The sequence below is a fragment of the Luteolibacter rhizosphaerae genome (assembly GCF_025950095.1).
GTDB lineage: Bacteria > Verrucomicrobiota > Verrucomicrobiia > Verrucomicrobiales > Akkermansiaceae > Haloferula > Haloferula rhizosphaerae.
The window spans coordinates 16099-30867 of the sequence record NZ_JAPDDR010000017.1 but is presented as its reverse complement, the minus strand read 5'-3'; the positions used below and the strand labels follow the sequence as shown (position 1 = coordinate 30867).

The following is a 14769-nucleotide window of genomic DNA, read 5'->3' as shown; positions in this document are numbered from 1 at the left end:
CCGCAAGCCATGCACCGACATGCCACCGCCCGCTGGACGGGAAATCTCCAGGCCGGAAGCGGCGTTCTGGATACGCAAAGCGCCGTGCTTTTCGGCACGCCCTACTCCTTCCGCTCACGCTTCGGCGATGGGAAGGAGACGAACCCGGAAGAGCTGCTCGCCGCCGCCCACGCCGGCTGCTTCACCATGGCCGTATCGCTCTTCATCAGTGAGCAGGGCTTCACTCCGGAGGTTCTCGAGACAAAGGCCGACCTGAGCTTTGACCCTGCGGCACTGGAGATTACCTCCATCCACCTGACCCTCAGTGCGAAGGTGCCGGGTTTGTCCCGGGATCTGTTCGCGTCCCTGACGGAGAAGGCGAAGGCGGGCTGCCCGGTTTCCAAGGTGCTGCGGGCCGCGATTACCTTGGATGCCACTCTGGAAAACTGATCGACAGCTCCTTGCCGAAGGGACGGGATGATGCAGATTCGTCAGTCTGCTCACCCGTCCCTTCATTCATGTCCCCCACGGCTGTCATCATCGGATCATCTTCCGGCATTGGTCTGGAGCTCGCCAAAGTCCTCTCCGCCCGCGGCTACCGCGTCGCCTTGGCAGCCCGTCGGCTCGGATTGTTAGAGGAACATGCCTCCACCGATCCGAACGTCATTCTCACAAAGCGGCTTGATCTATCGCAACCTGACGCCGTGAAGATCTTCGCGGCGATGGCGGGGGAACTCGGCCGGGTCGACCTGGTCATCATCTCATCCGGCACGGGTCATTTGAATCCCGACCTCGATTGGTCGCCGGAGGAAAAGACCATCGCCACCAATGTCGCCGGCTTTGCGAGGATCGCTTGCGCCGCCATGAAGCATTTCGAGATGCAAGGTCGCGGTCATCTTGTGGGCATCTCATCGATTGCCGCGCTGCGTGGTGCCGGCGAAGCTCCCGCTTATGGAGCCTCGAAGGCCTTCATCTCCCGCTATCTCCAAAGCCTGCACTTCCGCGCGAAAAAGTCCGGCCTGCCGATCCGCGTGATGGATGTGCGACCCGGCTTCGTGGACACCGCGATGATGAAAGCGGACAAGCCGTTCTGGGTCGCTAGCCCGCGTAAAGCCGCGGAGCAAATCGCGGCCGCCATCGCGAAGGGCAAACGGATCGTATACGTAAGCCGGAGATGGTCGATCATCGGTCACCTGCTGCGCCACTTGCCGGAGTGAACATTCCGCCTCTCCGGAAGACGGGGACCCGAAAACAAAGAGGCCGCCCCGAAGGGCGGCCATACTTTCCACTCTTAAAGAGTGGCGGAGCGGACGGGACTCGAACCCGCGACCTCCGCCGTGACAGGGCGGCATTCTAACCAACTGAACTACCGCTCCACTGGTAGCTTGTCTTGCTTTTCTTGGTGCGCCTTGCGGCGTGCGCGGAAGCTAGGGAGACGCCCGGCTCCGCGCAACACCTATTTTGACTTTTTCTTCTCTTTAATCGAGTTGCTCGGCGACGGCCTCCAACGATGCAAGATCCTCAACGGAATACACCGTCGCATCCTTGTCGATCTTCGCCACCAGACCGGCCAAAACCTTGCCCGGGCCAAGCTCGATGAAGGTGCGGTGGCCCTTCTCGATCAGGAGCTTGATCGACTCCGTCCAGCGCACGGAACCGGTCACCTGCTTCTCCAGCATCGAACGGATCTCGGCGGGATCCGCAACTACGGAGGCCCCGTAGTTGCACACCACCGGAATGCCCGGGGTCTGCATCGGCAGGTCCTTCAGCTCGGCGGCCAGCTTGTCCTGCGCGGACTGCATCAGGCGGCTGTGGTAGGCACCGGCCACGTTCAGCTTGATCGCGCGGCGGATGCCGTGATCGCGGGCCTTCTCTACCGCGGCATCGATGCCCGCGACAGTGCCCGAGAGCACGATCTGTCCCGGGGCGTTGAAATTCGCCACATCCACATCGCACTCCGCGGCCAGGGCGCGGACGCCTTCTTCCTCTCCGCCGATCAAGGCGGCCATCGCACCTTCCGTGGCTTGGCAGGCTTCCTCCATGAAGAGACCGCGGCGCGCCACGATCTTCAGGCCATCTTCAAAGGAGAAGGTCCCCGCAGCCGCGTGCGCGGTGAACTCACCCAAGGAGAGACCCGCGGCAGCCACCGGCTCCAGACCGCCCACCCGCTCGCGCAGGAGTTCAAGAGCGACCAGGCCGTGCAGGTAAAGAGCAGGCTGACAGCGCGAGGTGCGCGTCAGTTGCTCGTCCGGCCCTTCGAACATGATCTGGGAAAGGGAAAATCCGAGTGCCGCATCGGCCTTGCGGAACAAGGCACGGGCCGTCTCGGAGGCCTCGTGGAAATCCTTGCCCATGCCCACCTTCTGGGCGCCCTGACCTGAGAATAGAAGAACGACGTCACTCATTGCGCGCCAGTCCTAGCGGCTGGCGAGGCTGCGGAGCAAGCCCTCATGATCTCCAACGAGTCGCGCCAGCAACTCCGGCGCCCGGGCGATCGACTCCGCAAGCGGCAGCCCGAAGGACTCGAGGGATAGTGCGGCATCGAAAAGCGCGCCGGCGCTCTCCTCCACCCGCCCGGCCACGGCCAGCACCGGCACCCCCGCGGCCTTGGCCATCGCAGCCACCCCGGCAGGCCCCTTGCCCCCCAGAGTCTGGAAATCCAGCGAGCCCTCCCCCGTGATCACCAGATCCGCCACGGCAATCCGCTCCGCCAGACCGAGCGAGCCCGCCACGATATCGAAGCCCGAAACAAGCCTGGCCCCAGCGAAGCGCATGAGCCCGAAGCCAAGACCTCCCGCAGCCCCCGCCCCCGCGGTCTCCGCTTCATTACTGCCTCCGGAGATCTGGACCAGCCGCTCCAAGGCGGCGTCCAGGAAAGCGACATCCTCCGGCGAGGCCCCCTTCTGCGGGCCGAAGACGGCCGAAGCGCCGCGCGGGCCGGTGAGCGGATTGTCCACATCACAGGCAACCACGATCTCCGGCAGCGGGATCCGCCCGTCCTCGAAGACATGGTGCGCGTGATCCAGCATTTCCGGCGTGGGGCAGAGCTTGCAGCCGCGCTCGTCCAGGAAGGTCACTCCGAGTGCCGCGGCCATGCCCGCGCCGCCATCATTCGTGGCGCTACCGCCGATGCCCACCAGCAGTTTCGCAGCCCCGGAGACCTCGATGGCGTGCCGCATGAGCTGGCCAGTGCCGAAGGTGCTGGAGGCACGGGGATTCCGTTCCTCCGCCGGGATCCGCCAGATGCCGCTGGCCGCGGACATCTCGATCACCGCCACCACGCCTTCCGAACTACGATAGATGCCGTAGCTCGCCTCCACCGGTCTGCCGAGCGCATCGTTCGCGGTGGTGGTCACAAGCCCCCCGCCGCTGCCCGCAAGCATCGCCTCGACAAAGCCCTCGCCACCATCGGCAATCGGGCAGACATCCGACTCCCAGCCTTCCGGCAGGGCGGAGCGGACGGCCTCGCAGGCCTCCACGGCTCCCAGGGAACCCTTGAACTTGTCGCACGCGAGCAGAACCTTCATGCACGGAGCTTCCGGGAGGAGCGCCGCGCGGGAAACGCTGAAATGTGCCGCAGCGTGTCAGGCATGCGGCCTGCTGCTATCCGGGATGCACATCGCCGGGACACTTCCCGCTCGTCTTCCGGCGTGATACCCCCTCAAGTTAACAAGGTGAACCGTCGTCAGTGGCTTTACTTGAGCGGCCTGAGCATGGCCGGATGTGGCAGGAAGTCCCCCACCCCCGAGGCAAGCGCGGGAGAGATGACCAAGGCCGGGCCTTTCACCGTGAAGATCCCGGAGAAATGGGCGCAGGGCGTGATTGTGGAGAAGATTCCCCTGAAACCGCTCTACACCACGGAGGAGTGGAAGGATTACCAAAAGGATCCACAGCTCATCCTGAAGCCACACTACGGCTGCCGCCCGGAGCATTGGGCGATCCGCATCCCCGCCGCCCTGCCTAAAGGTTTCAAGGTGGACCTGAGCGAAGCCGGAGACGATCCCACCGCGCCGCAGATCCTAATCCATAAGGCCAGCGAGTGGGCCCTGGTCCACACCGATGGCAAGCATGAGGAGAAGCCCGCGCCGCAATTCCTAAGACAGATGCGTGCAGACATCGATGCCGCACTCGCAGGAGAGGACCAAAATCTCTCACCCGCCTTCATGGATGCCGCGCTCACCTTCCAATGCCTGCGGAAACGCGTGGACTTCGGAGGCGGATTCGGCATCCGCATGCTCTGCCAGTGGACCATCGAGCCGGAGCTGATGCGCAAGCAGGAACTGCACTATCTCTTCGTCGGCCTTTCGGATGACCACACCTGCCAGCTTATCGCCACCTTCCCCATCGATCTGCCCGGCCTGCCGGGCGAGGGACCGGAGGAGGAACACCTCGGCAAAAGCTCATCGCGCGAAGGATTCACTGCGGACTTCGACGGCTACGAAGCCGCGGCTACAAAGTGGCTGGAAGAGCACCAAGCGGAGATCACGCCCGGGCTTGCCGAACTCGATGCCATGATCGCCAGTATCACGGCGAAGACTTGGGGGTGAGCTGGTCAGCCTCCTCATTCCAGTTCCCGGATCACCCGCGCCGGCACACCTGCCACCACCACGTTGTCCGGCACATCCTTCGTCACCACCGCGCCCGCCGCGATCACCACGTTGTTCCCGATCTTCACACCCGGATTGATCACCGCGTGACCGCCGATCCACACGTTGTCCCCGATCGTCACCGGCTTCCCGAATTCCCAGCCCGCAATCCGTGTCGGAGCATCCAGTGGGTGCGCCGCCGTGAAGATCGAGACCCGCGGCGCGATGAAACAATTGTGCCCGATCCTTACCTCACAGACGTCCAGGATGATCAGGTCGTAGTTCGAGTAGAAGTTGTCGCCCACATGGATGTTGTAGCCGTAGTCGCACCGGAAGCCCGGCTCCACAAAGGCATTTGCCCCGCAACTCCCCAGCAACTCCCGCAGCACTGCATCGCGTGCCGGCATCTCTTCTTCCGTCGTCGCGTTGAAACGCCGGCATAGCGCCTTCGCCCGCTGCCGCTCCTGGAATAACTCTTCGCCGAAGGCCTGATAGAGCTCGCCCGCCAGCATCTTCTCCTTCTCCGTCCGCGCGTCCATGCCGCCATCCTAGGCGACATCCACTTCAGCGCAACGGCTCAGGGGCTCGACAATCCCGCCTTCCGGAATGCGCGCCATGCCAAGCCCGCCGCCGCGAGCGACACGGCGCACGCCCCATAGAAGGACAGCCCGGGCAAGGGAAAGGCCCGGTCCTTCGCGATCGACCATGAGAACAGAGCCGTCCACAGCACCGGTGCCACGATGCCCGCAATGCTGGTGATGCTATTCAAGGCTCCCTGCACCGCCCCCTGCTCGTCCGCCGACACCGCCCGCGAGATCATCGACTGCGTCGCGGGCGATCCGATACCACCGATCGAGCCGATCAAGATGATGACATAGACCATCCAGCCGTCCGTCGCTGCCCCATAGCAAAACATCGCCACGGCCATGGCCAGCAGCCCCAGATAGACCCCGCGCCGCTCGCCGATCTTCGCGATCACCTTGCCCGCCAGCCCCGCCTGCACGATCGCCGCCATCACTCCCACCAGCGCCAGCGAGATCCCCACCTGCCTGCTGTCCCAGCCGTAGCGCAAGCCGGTGTAGAGCACCCACAGCGCCGGATAGATATTGCCCGCCAGCATGCTGAAGAAATGCGTCCCGGCCAACCCCATCACCACCGGCCAGCGCGACAGCGCGGTGAGCGCCTTGATCGGGTGGGCACTCTCCCAAGTGAAGGGCCGCCGGTTCTCCTTCGCCAGTGATTCCGGCAGCACGAAGGCCCCGTAGAGCCAGTTCAGCAGCGTGATCCCGGCCGCCACCAGGAAGGGCGTCCGCAAGCCATGCGCGCCTAACAGACCGCCGATCGCCGGACCCGCGATGAATCCCAGCCCGAAGGCCGCGCCGATCATCCCGAACCCTGCCGCCCGCTTCTCCGGCGGCGTCACGTCCGCGATGTAGGCACTCGCCGCGGAGAAATTCGCCGCCGTGATCCCGGAGACGATCCGCGCCAGATACAGCCAGCCCAGCGTCGGTGCCCATGCCAGCACCAGGTAGTCGATCCCCGAGCCGAACAGCGAGGCGAGGATTACCGGCCTGCGCCCGAAGCGATCCGAAAGACTCCCCAGCACCGGGGAGAAGATGAACTGCATCAGCGCGTATAGCGCCCCCAGCCAGCCGACCGAATGAGCCGCCGCCTCCAAGTCGCCGCCCTGCAGTTCCTCCACCAGCTTCGGCAGCACCGGCACGATCACCCCGATGCCGAAGATATCCAGGAACAGCGTGATGAAGATGAAGATGATCGCGGGCTTCGGCCGGGCCATGGCAGCGAGCCTGCCCCCTTACCCCCACCTCGGAAACCCAAATCCCCAGCATTGATCTTCGGCAAGCATCGCCGCTTTCATTCGCTCAGGCCCAGCTCACCACACCACGCCCTTGCACCTCACCCGCTCCGAGCCTACCGGAATCACCATGATCCGCGCCGCCTGCATCTTGGGCACCATCCTCCTTCTCACCCCGCTCCACGCCGAGCCCACACCCCGCGTGGACCGAAGCTTCGGCACAGCATTTCAGAAGGAGCAGGCCACCGGCACCCTCGCCATCCTCGATCCCACGTCCGCCGCCCTGAGGGTCTGGAATCCCGAGCGCGCCAAGCAGCGCTTCATCCCCGCCTCCACCTTCAAGATCGCGAACGCTCTTATCGGCCTCGACACCGGCACCGTGAAGAGCCCCGACGAAATCCTCCCCTACGGCGGCAAGCCCCAGCTCTTCAAGGAATGGGAGCACGATATGTCGCTGAAGGACGGCATGCGCGTTTCCGCCGTCCCTATCTACCAAGAACTCGCCCGCCGCATCGGCCCGGAGCGCATGGCCGCCGGGGTCAAGGCCCTGAATTACGGCAACATGGAGACCGGCAAGGTCATCGACCGCTTCTGGCTCGATGGCCCCCTCACCATCTCCGCCACCGAGCAGGTCGAGTTCATCCGCCGCCTGCTCGCAGACGAGCTCCCGCTCAAGAAGGAAACCATGCAGCAGGTCCGCGCCATCGTCTCCACCGAGAAATTCGAGCACGGCACAGTCCATTTCAAGACCGGTTGGTGCACGGCAACCAAGCCTCAGATTGGCTGGATTGTCGGGTGGGTGACATGGGGAGGCACCCACACTCCCTTTGCTCTCAACATCGATATGAGCGGCTTGGACGAGGCCCCGAAACGAATGGCGATCCTTAAGGAATGCCTGTTGTCTTTGGGGCCGCCTCCATGGAACACAGTCTTCTTTTACCCTGACTTCTACACTCCCGGCAACGAGCACTTACGGAAGCAAGAATACGGGAAAGCCAAGGATAGCCCGGAAACACAGCAACAAGCTGCTGAATTTTTGGAGAAAACCTTCACGGGAATCCGCCTGAGTCTTCTCCAATACACTTCAAAACAAGGAAGGGAATTCACCTGCAGGGTGAAACGTGAATGGAGAATTGAAGATGCCGAGCTCTTGGCAACCTACATGGGCTTCTTCTCGCGTACCTTCCCCGTTCAAGTGCCTCGATGGCCGGAGCCGAGGACTCTGCGCGCTGTCCTTTATGAGTTCGAGGGATCCGATCCGGTATCGATCCTGACCCACTATACGTTCGACCGGCCCGAGATCAGACAGGTGAAGGCAACCCGCGCCGCCCATGGGGTGAAAATCGAGATCTCCGGTCCGGGGCTCATGTCGGAGCAGATGCCTCCCGAGAGCTTCTTTGAATTCTTCAAGGACGCTTCAGACGTTCCTCAGCGGTAGATCATCTTCCGCGTCATACCCCCGTCCACCACCAGCTCCGCGCCGGTGATGAATCCGGCCTCGGACAGCAGGAAGGCCACCGCCGCCCCGATGTCCTCCGGCCGGCCGACCCTTCCCGCCGGGTGCTGCTCGTGATCCTCCTTCGACAGCTTGCCTCCGGACACATCGATCCAGCCCGGCGAGATGCAATTCACCCGCACCTCCGGCCCCATGCTGATCGCCAGCGAGTGGGTCAGGGCCACTAGCCCGCCCTTCGTCGCACTGTAGGCATGCGTGTCCGGCTCGGACATGTGCGCCCGGGTAGAGGCCACCAGGATCATCGCCCCTTTCGACTTCTTCAGGTCCTTCTCCGCCTCCTTCGCCAGCAGGAAGGCGGGGGTCAGGTTCGTCGCGATCACCCGGTTCCAGTCCTCCAGCGTGCACTCCGCCAGCGACCTGAACTCGCTCACCCCCGCATTCGAGACAATCGCGTCGATCCAGCCGAAGCTCTTCCGCGTTCCCTCCACCAACTCTTTGATCGCCGCCTCCGACCGGACATCGGTGGCCAACGGATGGATCCCCGCCGACTTCCGACCCGGCTTCAGATCGGCGGCGACCACCTCCCAGCCATCCTCCGCCAGCCGCTTGGCGATCCCCCGACCGATGCCGTTTACCGCCCCGGTGACGATCGCCACCCGCTTCCGCTTCCTCGCTGCCATCTCCGCCCATCGCTCCGGGAGCGACCGCCGTCAAGGCGACCCTCCTACTCCAGCGCCTTGATCTCGATGTTCCGGAACCACACCCCCTGCCCCTCCGCCTGCAGCGCGATGTGCCCGGCCTTCAGCGCCTGATTCGCCCCCGCCTCGTAGAGTGCCTTGCTCGACTCCACTTGACCCTCCGGGTCGAGCTGCGGATTCTGGTAGCGCAGGACCTCCTTCCCGTTCACCCGGTGGATCACTTCCCGGTCGCCGTGGACCTCCAGCTCGATCTTCACCCACTCATCCGCCGGGAAGGTCGGAGCCGTCGATTCCACGATGTGCTGCATCACCAATTTCCCCTCGATCTCCAGATTCGTTCCGGGGGTGCAGACGTTCCCCGTGGACCGCTTTCCCTTCCCCTCGTCGGCGAGGAATTGGAACTCCAGACTGACCGGAAACGACTGCTTCAAGCCAATGCTTAAAGGCGATTGAGAATGATACATCACCCCGCTGTTGAGGTTCACGTAGTGGGGGGCATCAGAAATCATTTTTCCCTCAAAGCGATACTCCATCCTCAGGACGTAGCTGGAGTAGGCCAAGTTCGAGTAGAGATGCCCATACTGCCCGGCGAACTTGTCGTAGCCAGCGTAGGACACCTTGAGGATCCCGTCCTCCACACGGAATGTATCAAACGGATTCACGCCCACCGCGTGCCCGGCGAACTTGGGCGTCCAGCCATCAAGGTTGCGCCCGTTGAAGAGTTTCACCCAAGGCCGCTCCTCTCCGGCCGCGGGGGAGGTAAAAGATCCGAGGAGGGCGGCCAAGCAAAGCGGGGAAAAGATCCGGCATTTCATTCAGCCAATGAAAGCGAAGGAGCCCCTGCATGGCAATGCCGCAGAAAAGGAACCAAATTCAAACGCTTGATCCGCACATGAACCAAACAAGCACTTCCACTTCAATCAACCGATTCCAACTATTGTTATAATAATTGTTCTTATTTTTCGTAATGCATTTGTGAAAAGTATTTAAAGAATATTTTAACGCTACAATATTAACTGAATCATTCTCGTCAACCATCAGCACAATCAACCGCTCGTATTGCCGATTGAATCTTTTCGTTACTCGCTTGATCACGCATCCATTTGACTTATTCACATGTTTGAATTGAATAAAGTGCTGGAAATACTGCAGCTAAGAGTCTTACTCTTTCTTCGTTCCAAACGCAGCATGAACGCCTCCCGCGCCCTCCTCCTCCTGATTCCATTCCTCCCCTCCTGCACCCTCTTCCAGCCGAAGGAGCCCCCGAAAGCCAGCCAGGTTCTCCACGATTGGAACGATGACGGCGGTCCCGGGGAGCTGAGCGTGGAGATTGATCTGGCTAAGCAGGTGGCCACCTACAAGAGGGGCGATCGACCCGTCGGCTGGTCCTTCGTCTCCACCGGCAAGGAGGGCCACTCAACCCGCCCGGGCAGCTACACCGTCACCGAGAAGATGGATTTGAAGCATTCCAACCGCTATGGCTGGATCGCGGACGCGGCAGGAAACGTCACGAATGGCGATGCCAAACCGACCACTCCGGTGCCCGCAGGAGAGTTCTACCACCCCGCCCCGATGCACTATTGGATGCGCATCACGAACTACGGCGTAGGCCTCCATGCCGGAGAAATCCCTGTCCCCGGCGAGGCAGCCTCGCACGGCTGCATCCGCCTCCCCCGCGACTTCGTTCCGACCCTCTATCGAGCGGTGAAGGTCGGCACCCCGGTCAAAGTTCTCAGCGGCACGACCACCCGCCAGAAGCGTCTGGACGCCTGATCAGGGGACCGCCAAGCGCGCCGCGAAGAACCCGTCCCAGCCACTCCCTGCGGGGGAAGTTTTACGGATTTCCTCCACCGCGAACCGCCCGTCCCGCTCCCGCAGCAGCTCGATCTGCCCTTCATTCTCGGAGGGCAGTACCGAGCAGGTCGCATAGACGAATTTCCCGCCGGGCCGCAGCAGGCCCGGATAGTGATCGAGCAGCCGCCGCTGCAGTCGCCGCGTCTTCTCCAGCGCCCCCTCCGATAGCCGCCACTTCAGATCCGGCTGACGCCGCAGAGTTCCCAGCCCGGAGCAGGGAGCATCAATCAGCACCCGGTCCGCCCAACCCGCATAGCGCTTCAGAGTGTCCTCCCGCCAAGTTTCCGTGCGGATGATCCGCGTGCCCGCCCGGGCCGCCCGCCGCCTTAGCTCCGAGAGCTTCGCCGCCGAAACATCCATCGCCACGATCTCCCCCCTGCCTTGCATGAGTGCGGCCAGATGCAGCGTCTTCCCGCCGGCACCGGCACACGCATCCACCACCCGCATCCCCGGCTCCACATCCAGCAGCGGTGCGATCGTCTGGGAGCCCGCATCCTGAATCTCCACCAGACCTTCGCCGGCCAGCCCCTTCGGCAGGCTGCGCCCGTCCGGCAGCACCAGCGCATCCGGCACCCCATGGACTAGGGCCGACTCCACCCCGTTCTCCAGCAACCAGCCGATCGCCTCGGTCGGGGTCAGCCGCAGCCGGTTCACCCGCAGGAATACCGGAGCCCGCCGGTTCAGGGCGGTGAGTTGCGGATCCCATTCCTCGCCCAACTCCTCGGACGCCCGCTGGTCCAGCCAGTCGGGGATCGACTCGTGGATGGCCCGTGGCTCGGAGCCCAGCAGCTCCTCACGAGCCGTCATCTCGGGAATCCGGTAGCCCTCCCACACCCACCACTCCGGCACCTCCAGCCCGGCCCGGTTCCACTGCGCCGCGCACAGCGCTTGCAAGGTCTCGCTCCCGGCCACGAAGGCCAATGCGCGACGCCAGCGGGTCACTTCAAAAACCGTCTCCGCGATGAATCCGCGGTCGCGCTTGCCCCACTTCGGGTTCGCGCGGAAGACCTGTTCCAGGATCCGGTCCAGCACGCGGCCCTGATCGAAAACCTCCCGCAGAATCCCTGCACATCCCTCCGCCAGCGTCCGGTGTATCCTCACCCCGCCAGCATGCGGGAGCCCCGGCGATTCTCAACGCCGATCTTGCCGGATGCCCGCCTTGCCGCTGGCCCCCTGCCCCACCCGTCGCTAATAAGCCGCCGTGCCGCAGATCCATCCCACCGCCCTCGTCTCTCCGGAAGCCGAACTCGACGATGACGTCAGCGTCGGCCCCTTCTCCGTGATCGAGGGTCCGGTCCAGCTCGCCGCCGGAGTGAAGGTCGCCGGCCATGTCTCCATCTCCGGCCGCACCCGCATCGGGGAGGGCAGCAGCATCGGCTGGGGCTCCATTGTCGGCATCGATCCACAGGACCTTTCTTTCGACTCATCCTGCACCTCCGGCGTGGTGATCGGCCCGCGCAATACCCTGCGCGAATACGTCACCATCCACCGCGGCTCGAAGTCCGGCAGCGACACCGTCATGGGCGAAGGCAATTTCCTCATGACCGGCGTGCACCTTGCCCACGACGTCCGGCTCGGGGATAACAATATTCTCGCGAACAACGTCCTACTCGGAGGCCACGTGCATGTCGGAAACAAGGCCTTCCTCGGTGGCACCGCCTGCTTCCACCAATTCGTGAAAGTCGGCGACCTCGCCATGGTCCAAGGCCTCACCGCCGTCAGCCAGGACGTGCCGCCCTATTGCATCGCCTATGGCATCAACCAGCTCGCCGGCCTGAACTCGGTCGGCCTCAAGCGCGCCGGCCTCACGGCCGATGAACGCGCCGCCATCAAGCGCGCCTACCAGCTCGTCTTCCACCCCCTCAAGCGCCGCCACGAAGCTCTCGCGGAAGCCGCCGAACTCGACTGGCCCGCCTGCGCCAAGAGCTTCATTGAAGCCGTCTCCAGCCCATCTAAGAAGGGCGTGATGAGCCCCTGACCTTCTTTAGATCTCGAGCCCCAAAGGGGGCTAGGAGATAGCCCAGGGTAAGGAGCAACGCGACGCAACTCTGGGTGACCTCCGAAAAACAAGTGGAGCCCTGAAGGGGCATAAGGAGTCCACCCCTTACCCATCGGGCTCACCGCGCCGCTATGATCCCGTCACAAATCGCCTGCGCCGCCGCCTGCTGATAAACCGCCGTCCGGCACCGCCCGCGTTCCGCCGTGTTGCTCATGAAGCCGCACTCCACCAGCACCGCCGGACTCGAGGTCAAGCGCAGCACCTTGTAGCTCTTCTGCTTCACCCCGCGATTGCTCGTCTTCAGCCGCGAGGCAAGCCGGCCCTGAATCGCCACCGCCAGCTTCCGCCCCGCCGGCCCGGCATAGAAGGTCTCCACACCCCGGTAGCGCCGGTCCGGACACGCATTGAAATGGATGCTCACGAACACCGAGGACCGGTGTCGGTTGGCCACCGCCACCCGGCTGCCCAGCGAGACGAAGGTGTCGCTCCGCCGCGTCATCGCCGTCTTCATCCCCTTCTTTTTCAGCAGCGCCTCCAGCCGCTGCGCCACTTGTAGGGTCAGATGGGATTCCCTCACCCCGCCCCAGTAGGCCCCCTTGTCCTTACCGCCGTGCCCGGCATCGATCACCACCGTCGAGAAGCGAGCCTGCGCTTGGGCTAATAGTCCCAAGGACAGCAGGACCAACACCCGGAGCGCTCGCCAGAACGCCGGGCCGGCGGTGGAGGGGGACGCAGGCATAGCCCCCCATAGATGATTAAGTGATCTTAATCAAATGGATTCCCCAGGCCCCGTTTCCCCTGTCTCGTCCGGACCATCATCCACATCTTCGATCTCATGCGTGACCTTCGGCGAGAGGAAGGGCCGCACCGCCAGCCCATACAGGAGATAGGCGCTGAACAGCACCGCCGGCATGATGTGGTGGTATCGTACCGTCGCGATCACCGTCACCACCGCGGAGACGATCAACAGCGGGGTCGCCCGTGTCCGCCATCCCACTTTCTTGAAGCTAGGGTAGCGCACGTTGCTCACCATCAGGATCGAGAGTCCGAGCATTGCTCCGGCCAGCACATACTTCCATGCCCCCAGATTGCGGTCGGTCTCGTTGAAATAGATGATCAGATAGGTCAGCGAGGAGATGAAACCCGCCGCCATCGGGATCGGAATCCCCCGGAAATCGGTGCCCACGTTCGCCGACTTCGGCAGCGCGGCCAAGCAGTTGAAGCGGGCCAGACGGATCGCCCCGCAGAGCACGTAAATGCAGGCCAGCCACCATCCCAGATCACCGATCGGTAGCAGCACCGCCTTCGCCATCAGCATCGATGGCGCCATGCCGAAGGAGATCACGTCCGCCAGCGAGTCGAACTCCCGGCCGAAGGGCGATTCCTTTCCCCCCAGACGTGCCAATCTTCCGTCCAGAAGGTCGAAGATACACGAGGCGAAGATCAGCAGGATCGCCTTCTCGTAGAAGGGCTGGGCCTTCGCGAAATCATAGCCGCTCTCGGTGGTGGCCTCCAGGATGCCATTGAAGATCGTCAGCACCGCGAAGAAGCCGCAGGCGAGATTCCCCGCCGTCATCGCATTCGGCAGGAAGTAGATCCGCGGCTCGTTAGGGTCAATCTGGCGCATGTGGCGGGAACATGGCCCCGAAACCCGACTTGAAACAGTGGAAAATCCTCCCGGGGCCGCTTAGCGTCCCGGCGTGGACCCCGCCAGCATCACTGCCGAGACCCCGATGGGCGATATCATGGGCACCTTCCCCGGTGCCCGTCGCGCGCTTTTCTCCCGTTATCACCTCGGCGGCTGCCAGAGCTGCGGCTTCGCGGATACGGAGACCCTTGCCGAACTCTGCGCGCGCTCCGGCCCCCTCGATGTCGCGGAAGTGCGCGATCATCTCCTCGCCAGTCACGCGCACGATGAGTCGATGATGATCTCCCCCGCGGAGCTCAAGGCCGAGCTGGACTCCCCGGCTCCGCCCCTGCTCCTCGACACCCGCACCCGCGAGGAGCACGAAGCCGTTAGCATCCCCGGCGCCGTCTTCCTCGATCAGGATCTCCAACAAAAGATCTTCTCCGCCGATCCCCAGCGCCGCATCATCCTCCACGACCACAGCGGCAAGCATGTCCTCGACACCTGCGCCTGGTTCCTCGGCCACGGCATGAAGAACACCCGCGCCCTCAAAGGCGGCATCGACTCATGGAGCCAGGACATCGACCCCAAGCTTCCCAGATACCGCTTGGAGATCGATTGATCGCCGCGGCGTTCCCGATGCTTGGTCGTTCAGATTTGGCGCTTTTTCGCGCATTTAGCGGTTAGATCAACCCGCTCGCGGCGAAGCGGGCTCATCGCCTGCCCTGCTTCGCAAACCCTCCTTGCCATCCGC

15 protein-coding genes, 1 tRNA gene and 1 pseudogene are annotated in these 14769 nt (G+C 63.4%); 7 read left to right on the top strand and 10 right to left on the bottom strand.

The features are described 5' to 3' along the window. The first annotated feature begins 9 nt into the window (after nucleotides 1-9). Both OJ996_RS23910 and OJ996_RS23905 read left to right on the top strand, forming a co-directional pair. Nucleotides 10-429: an OsmC family protein gene (locus OJ996_RS23910; protein WP_264516236.1), complete on the top strand. Its 420-nt coding sequence runs from the start codon at nucleotides 10-12 to the stop codon at nucleotides 427-429. Nucleotides 430-497: 68 nt separating this feature from the next. Continuing rightward, a complete protein-coding gene (locus OJ996_RS23905) occupies nucleotides 498-1196 on the top strand; it encodes an SDR family NAD(P)-dependent oxidoreductase (protein WP_264516235.1) in 699 nt (232 codons plus the stop codon). Between the two features lie 82 nt (nucleotides 1197-1278). Here the strand turns inward: OJ996_RS23905 and OJ996_RS23900 are convergent. The 3 genes from OJ996_RS23900 to OJ996_RS23890 form a co-directional block, all read right to left on the bottom strand. After that, nucleotides 1279-1355 (bottom strand) — tRNA-Asp (locus OJ996_RS23900). 102 nt (nucleotides 1356-1457) lie between these two features. Next, entirely contained in the window at nucleotides 1458-2384 is a 927-nt protein-coding gene (gene fabD, locus OJ996_RS23895) for an ACP S-malonyltransferase (RefSeq protein ID WP_264516234.1), read from the bottom strand. Between the two features lie 12 nt (nucleotides 2385-2396). Then, on the bottom strand, nucleotides 2397-3506 hold the full coding sequence (locus tag OJ996_RS23890; protein ID WP_264516233.1) for a glycerate kinase: 1110 nt from the start codon (nucleotides 3504-3506) through the stop codon (nucleotides 2397-2399). A gap of 147 nt (nucleotides 3507-3653) precedes the next feature. On the opposite strand from OJ996_RS23890, the gene OJ996_RS23885 reads away from it, so the two are divergent. Continuing rightward, nucleotides 3654-4526 (top strand): hypothetical protein, encoded by an 873-nt coding sequence (locus OJ996_RS23885; protein ID WP_264516231.1) that lies wholly within the window; start codon nucleotides 3654-3656, stop codon nucleotides 4524-4526. A 14-nt stretch (nucleotides 4527-4540) separates the two neighbouring features. Here OJ996_RS23885 and OJ996_RS23880 read toward each other — a convergent pair whose 3' ends face one another. Beyond that, nucleotides 4541-5104: a sugar O-acetyltransferase gene (locus tag OJ996_RS23880; protein ID WP_264516230.1), complete on the bottom strand. Its 564-nt coding sequence runs from the start codon at nucleotides 5102-5104 to the stop codon at nucleotides 4541-4543. A 38-nt stretch (nucleotides 5105-5142) separates the two neighbouring features. Next, a complete protein-coding gene (locus OJ996_RS23875) occupies nucleotides 5143-6363 on the bottom strand; it encodes a TCR/Tet family MFS transporter (protein WP_264516229.1) in 1221 nt (406 codons plus the stop codon). A 148-nt stretch (nucleotides 6364-6511) separates the two neighbouring features. Here OJ996_RS23875 and blaOXA point away from each other — a divergent pair. After that, nucleotides 6512-7300, top strand: a pseudogene (gene blaOXA / locus OJ996_RS26485) (class D beta-lactamase); the annotation flags it as partial. 509 nt (nucleotides 7301-7809) lie between these two features. Here the strand turns inward: blaOXA and OJ996_RS23865 are convergent. Further along, nucleotides 7810-8517 carry an SDR family oxidoreductase gene (locus OJ996_RS23865; protein ID WP_264516227.1) on the bottom strand — a complete coding sequence of 236 codons (708 nt, stop codon included), beginning with the start codon at nucleotides 8515-8517 and terminating at the stop codon, nucleotides 7810-7812. 44 nt (nucleotides 8518-8561) lie between these two features. Beyond that, complete coding sequence (locus OJ996_RS23860; protein ID WP_264516226.1) at nucleotides 8562-9350, bottom strand: 3-keto-disaccharide hydrolase; 789 nt, start codon at nucleotides 9348-9350, stop codon at nucleotides 8562-8564. Nucleotides 9351-9723: 373 nt separating this feature from the next. Here OJ996_RS23860 and OJ996_RS23855 point away from each other — a divergent pair, with 373 nt between their 5' ends. Next, nucleotides 9724-10308: a L,D-transpeptidase gene (locus OJ996_RS23855; RefSeq protein WP_264516225.1), complete on the top strand. Its 585-nt coding sequence runs from the start codon at nucleotides 9724-9726 to the stop codon at nucleotides 10306-10308. On the opposite strand, the gene OJ996_RS23850 is transcribed toward OJ996_RS23855, so the two are convergent. Then, nucleotides 10309-11490, bottom strand: a complete 1182-nt coding sequence (locus OJ996_RS23850) for an RsmB/NOP family class I SAM-dependent RNA methyltransferase (protein ID WP_264516224.1) — start codon at nucleotides 11488-11490, stop codon at nucleotides 10309-10311. It abuts the gene before it with no gap. Between the two features lie 100 nt (nucleotides 11491-11590). On the opposite strand from OJ996_RS23850, the gene lpxA reads away from it, so the two are divergent. Next, nucleotides 11591-12367, top strand: a complete 777-nt coding sequence (gene lpxA, locus OJ996_RS23845) for an acyl-ACP--UDP-N-acetylglucosamine O-acyltransferase (protein WP_264516223.1) — start codon at nucleotides 11591-11593, stop codon at nucleotides 12365-12367. A 139-nt stretch (nucleotides 12368-12506) separates the two neighbouring features. Here the strand turns inward: lpxA and OJ996_RS23840 are convergent, their stop codons facing one another. Further along, entirely contained in the window at nucleotides 12507-13127 is a 621-nt protein-coding gene (locus OJ996_RS23840) for an N-acetylmuramoyl-L-alanine amidase family protein (protein ID WP_264516222.1), read from the bottom strand. 30 nt (nucleotides 13128-13157) lie between these two features. Beyond that, complete coding sequence (gene pssA, locus OJ996_RS23835) at nucleotides 13158-14015, bottom strand: CDP-diacylglycerol--serine O-phosphatidyltransferase (RefSeq protein WP_264516221.1); 858 nt, start codon at nucleotides 14013-14015, stop codon at nucleotides 13158-13160. A gap of 73 nt (nucleotides 14016-14088) precedes the next feature. Between pssA and OJ996_RS23830 the strand changes: the two genes are divergently transcribed. After that, nucleotides 14089-14637, top strand: a complete 549-nt coding sequence (locus tag OJ996_RS23830; protein WP_264516220.1) for a rhodanese-like domain-containing protein — start codon at nucleotides 14089-14091, stop codon at nucleotides 14635-14637. The last annotated feature ends 132 nt before the right edge of the window (nucleotides 14638-14769 follow it).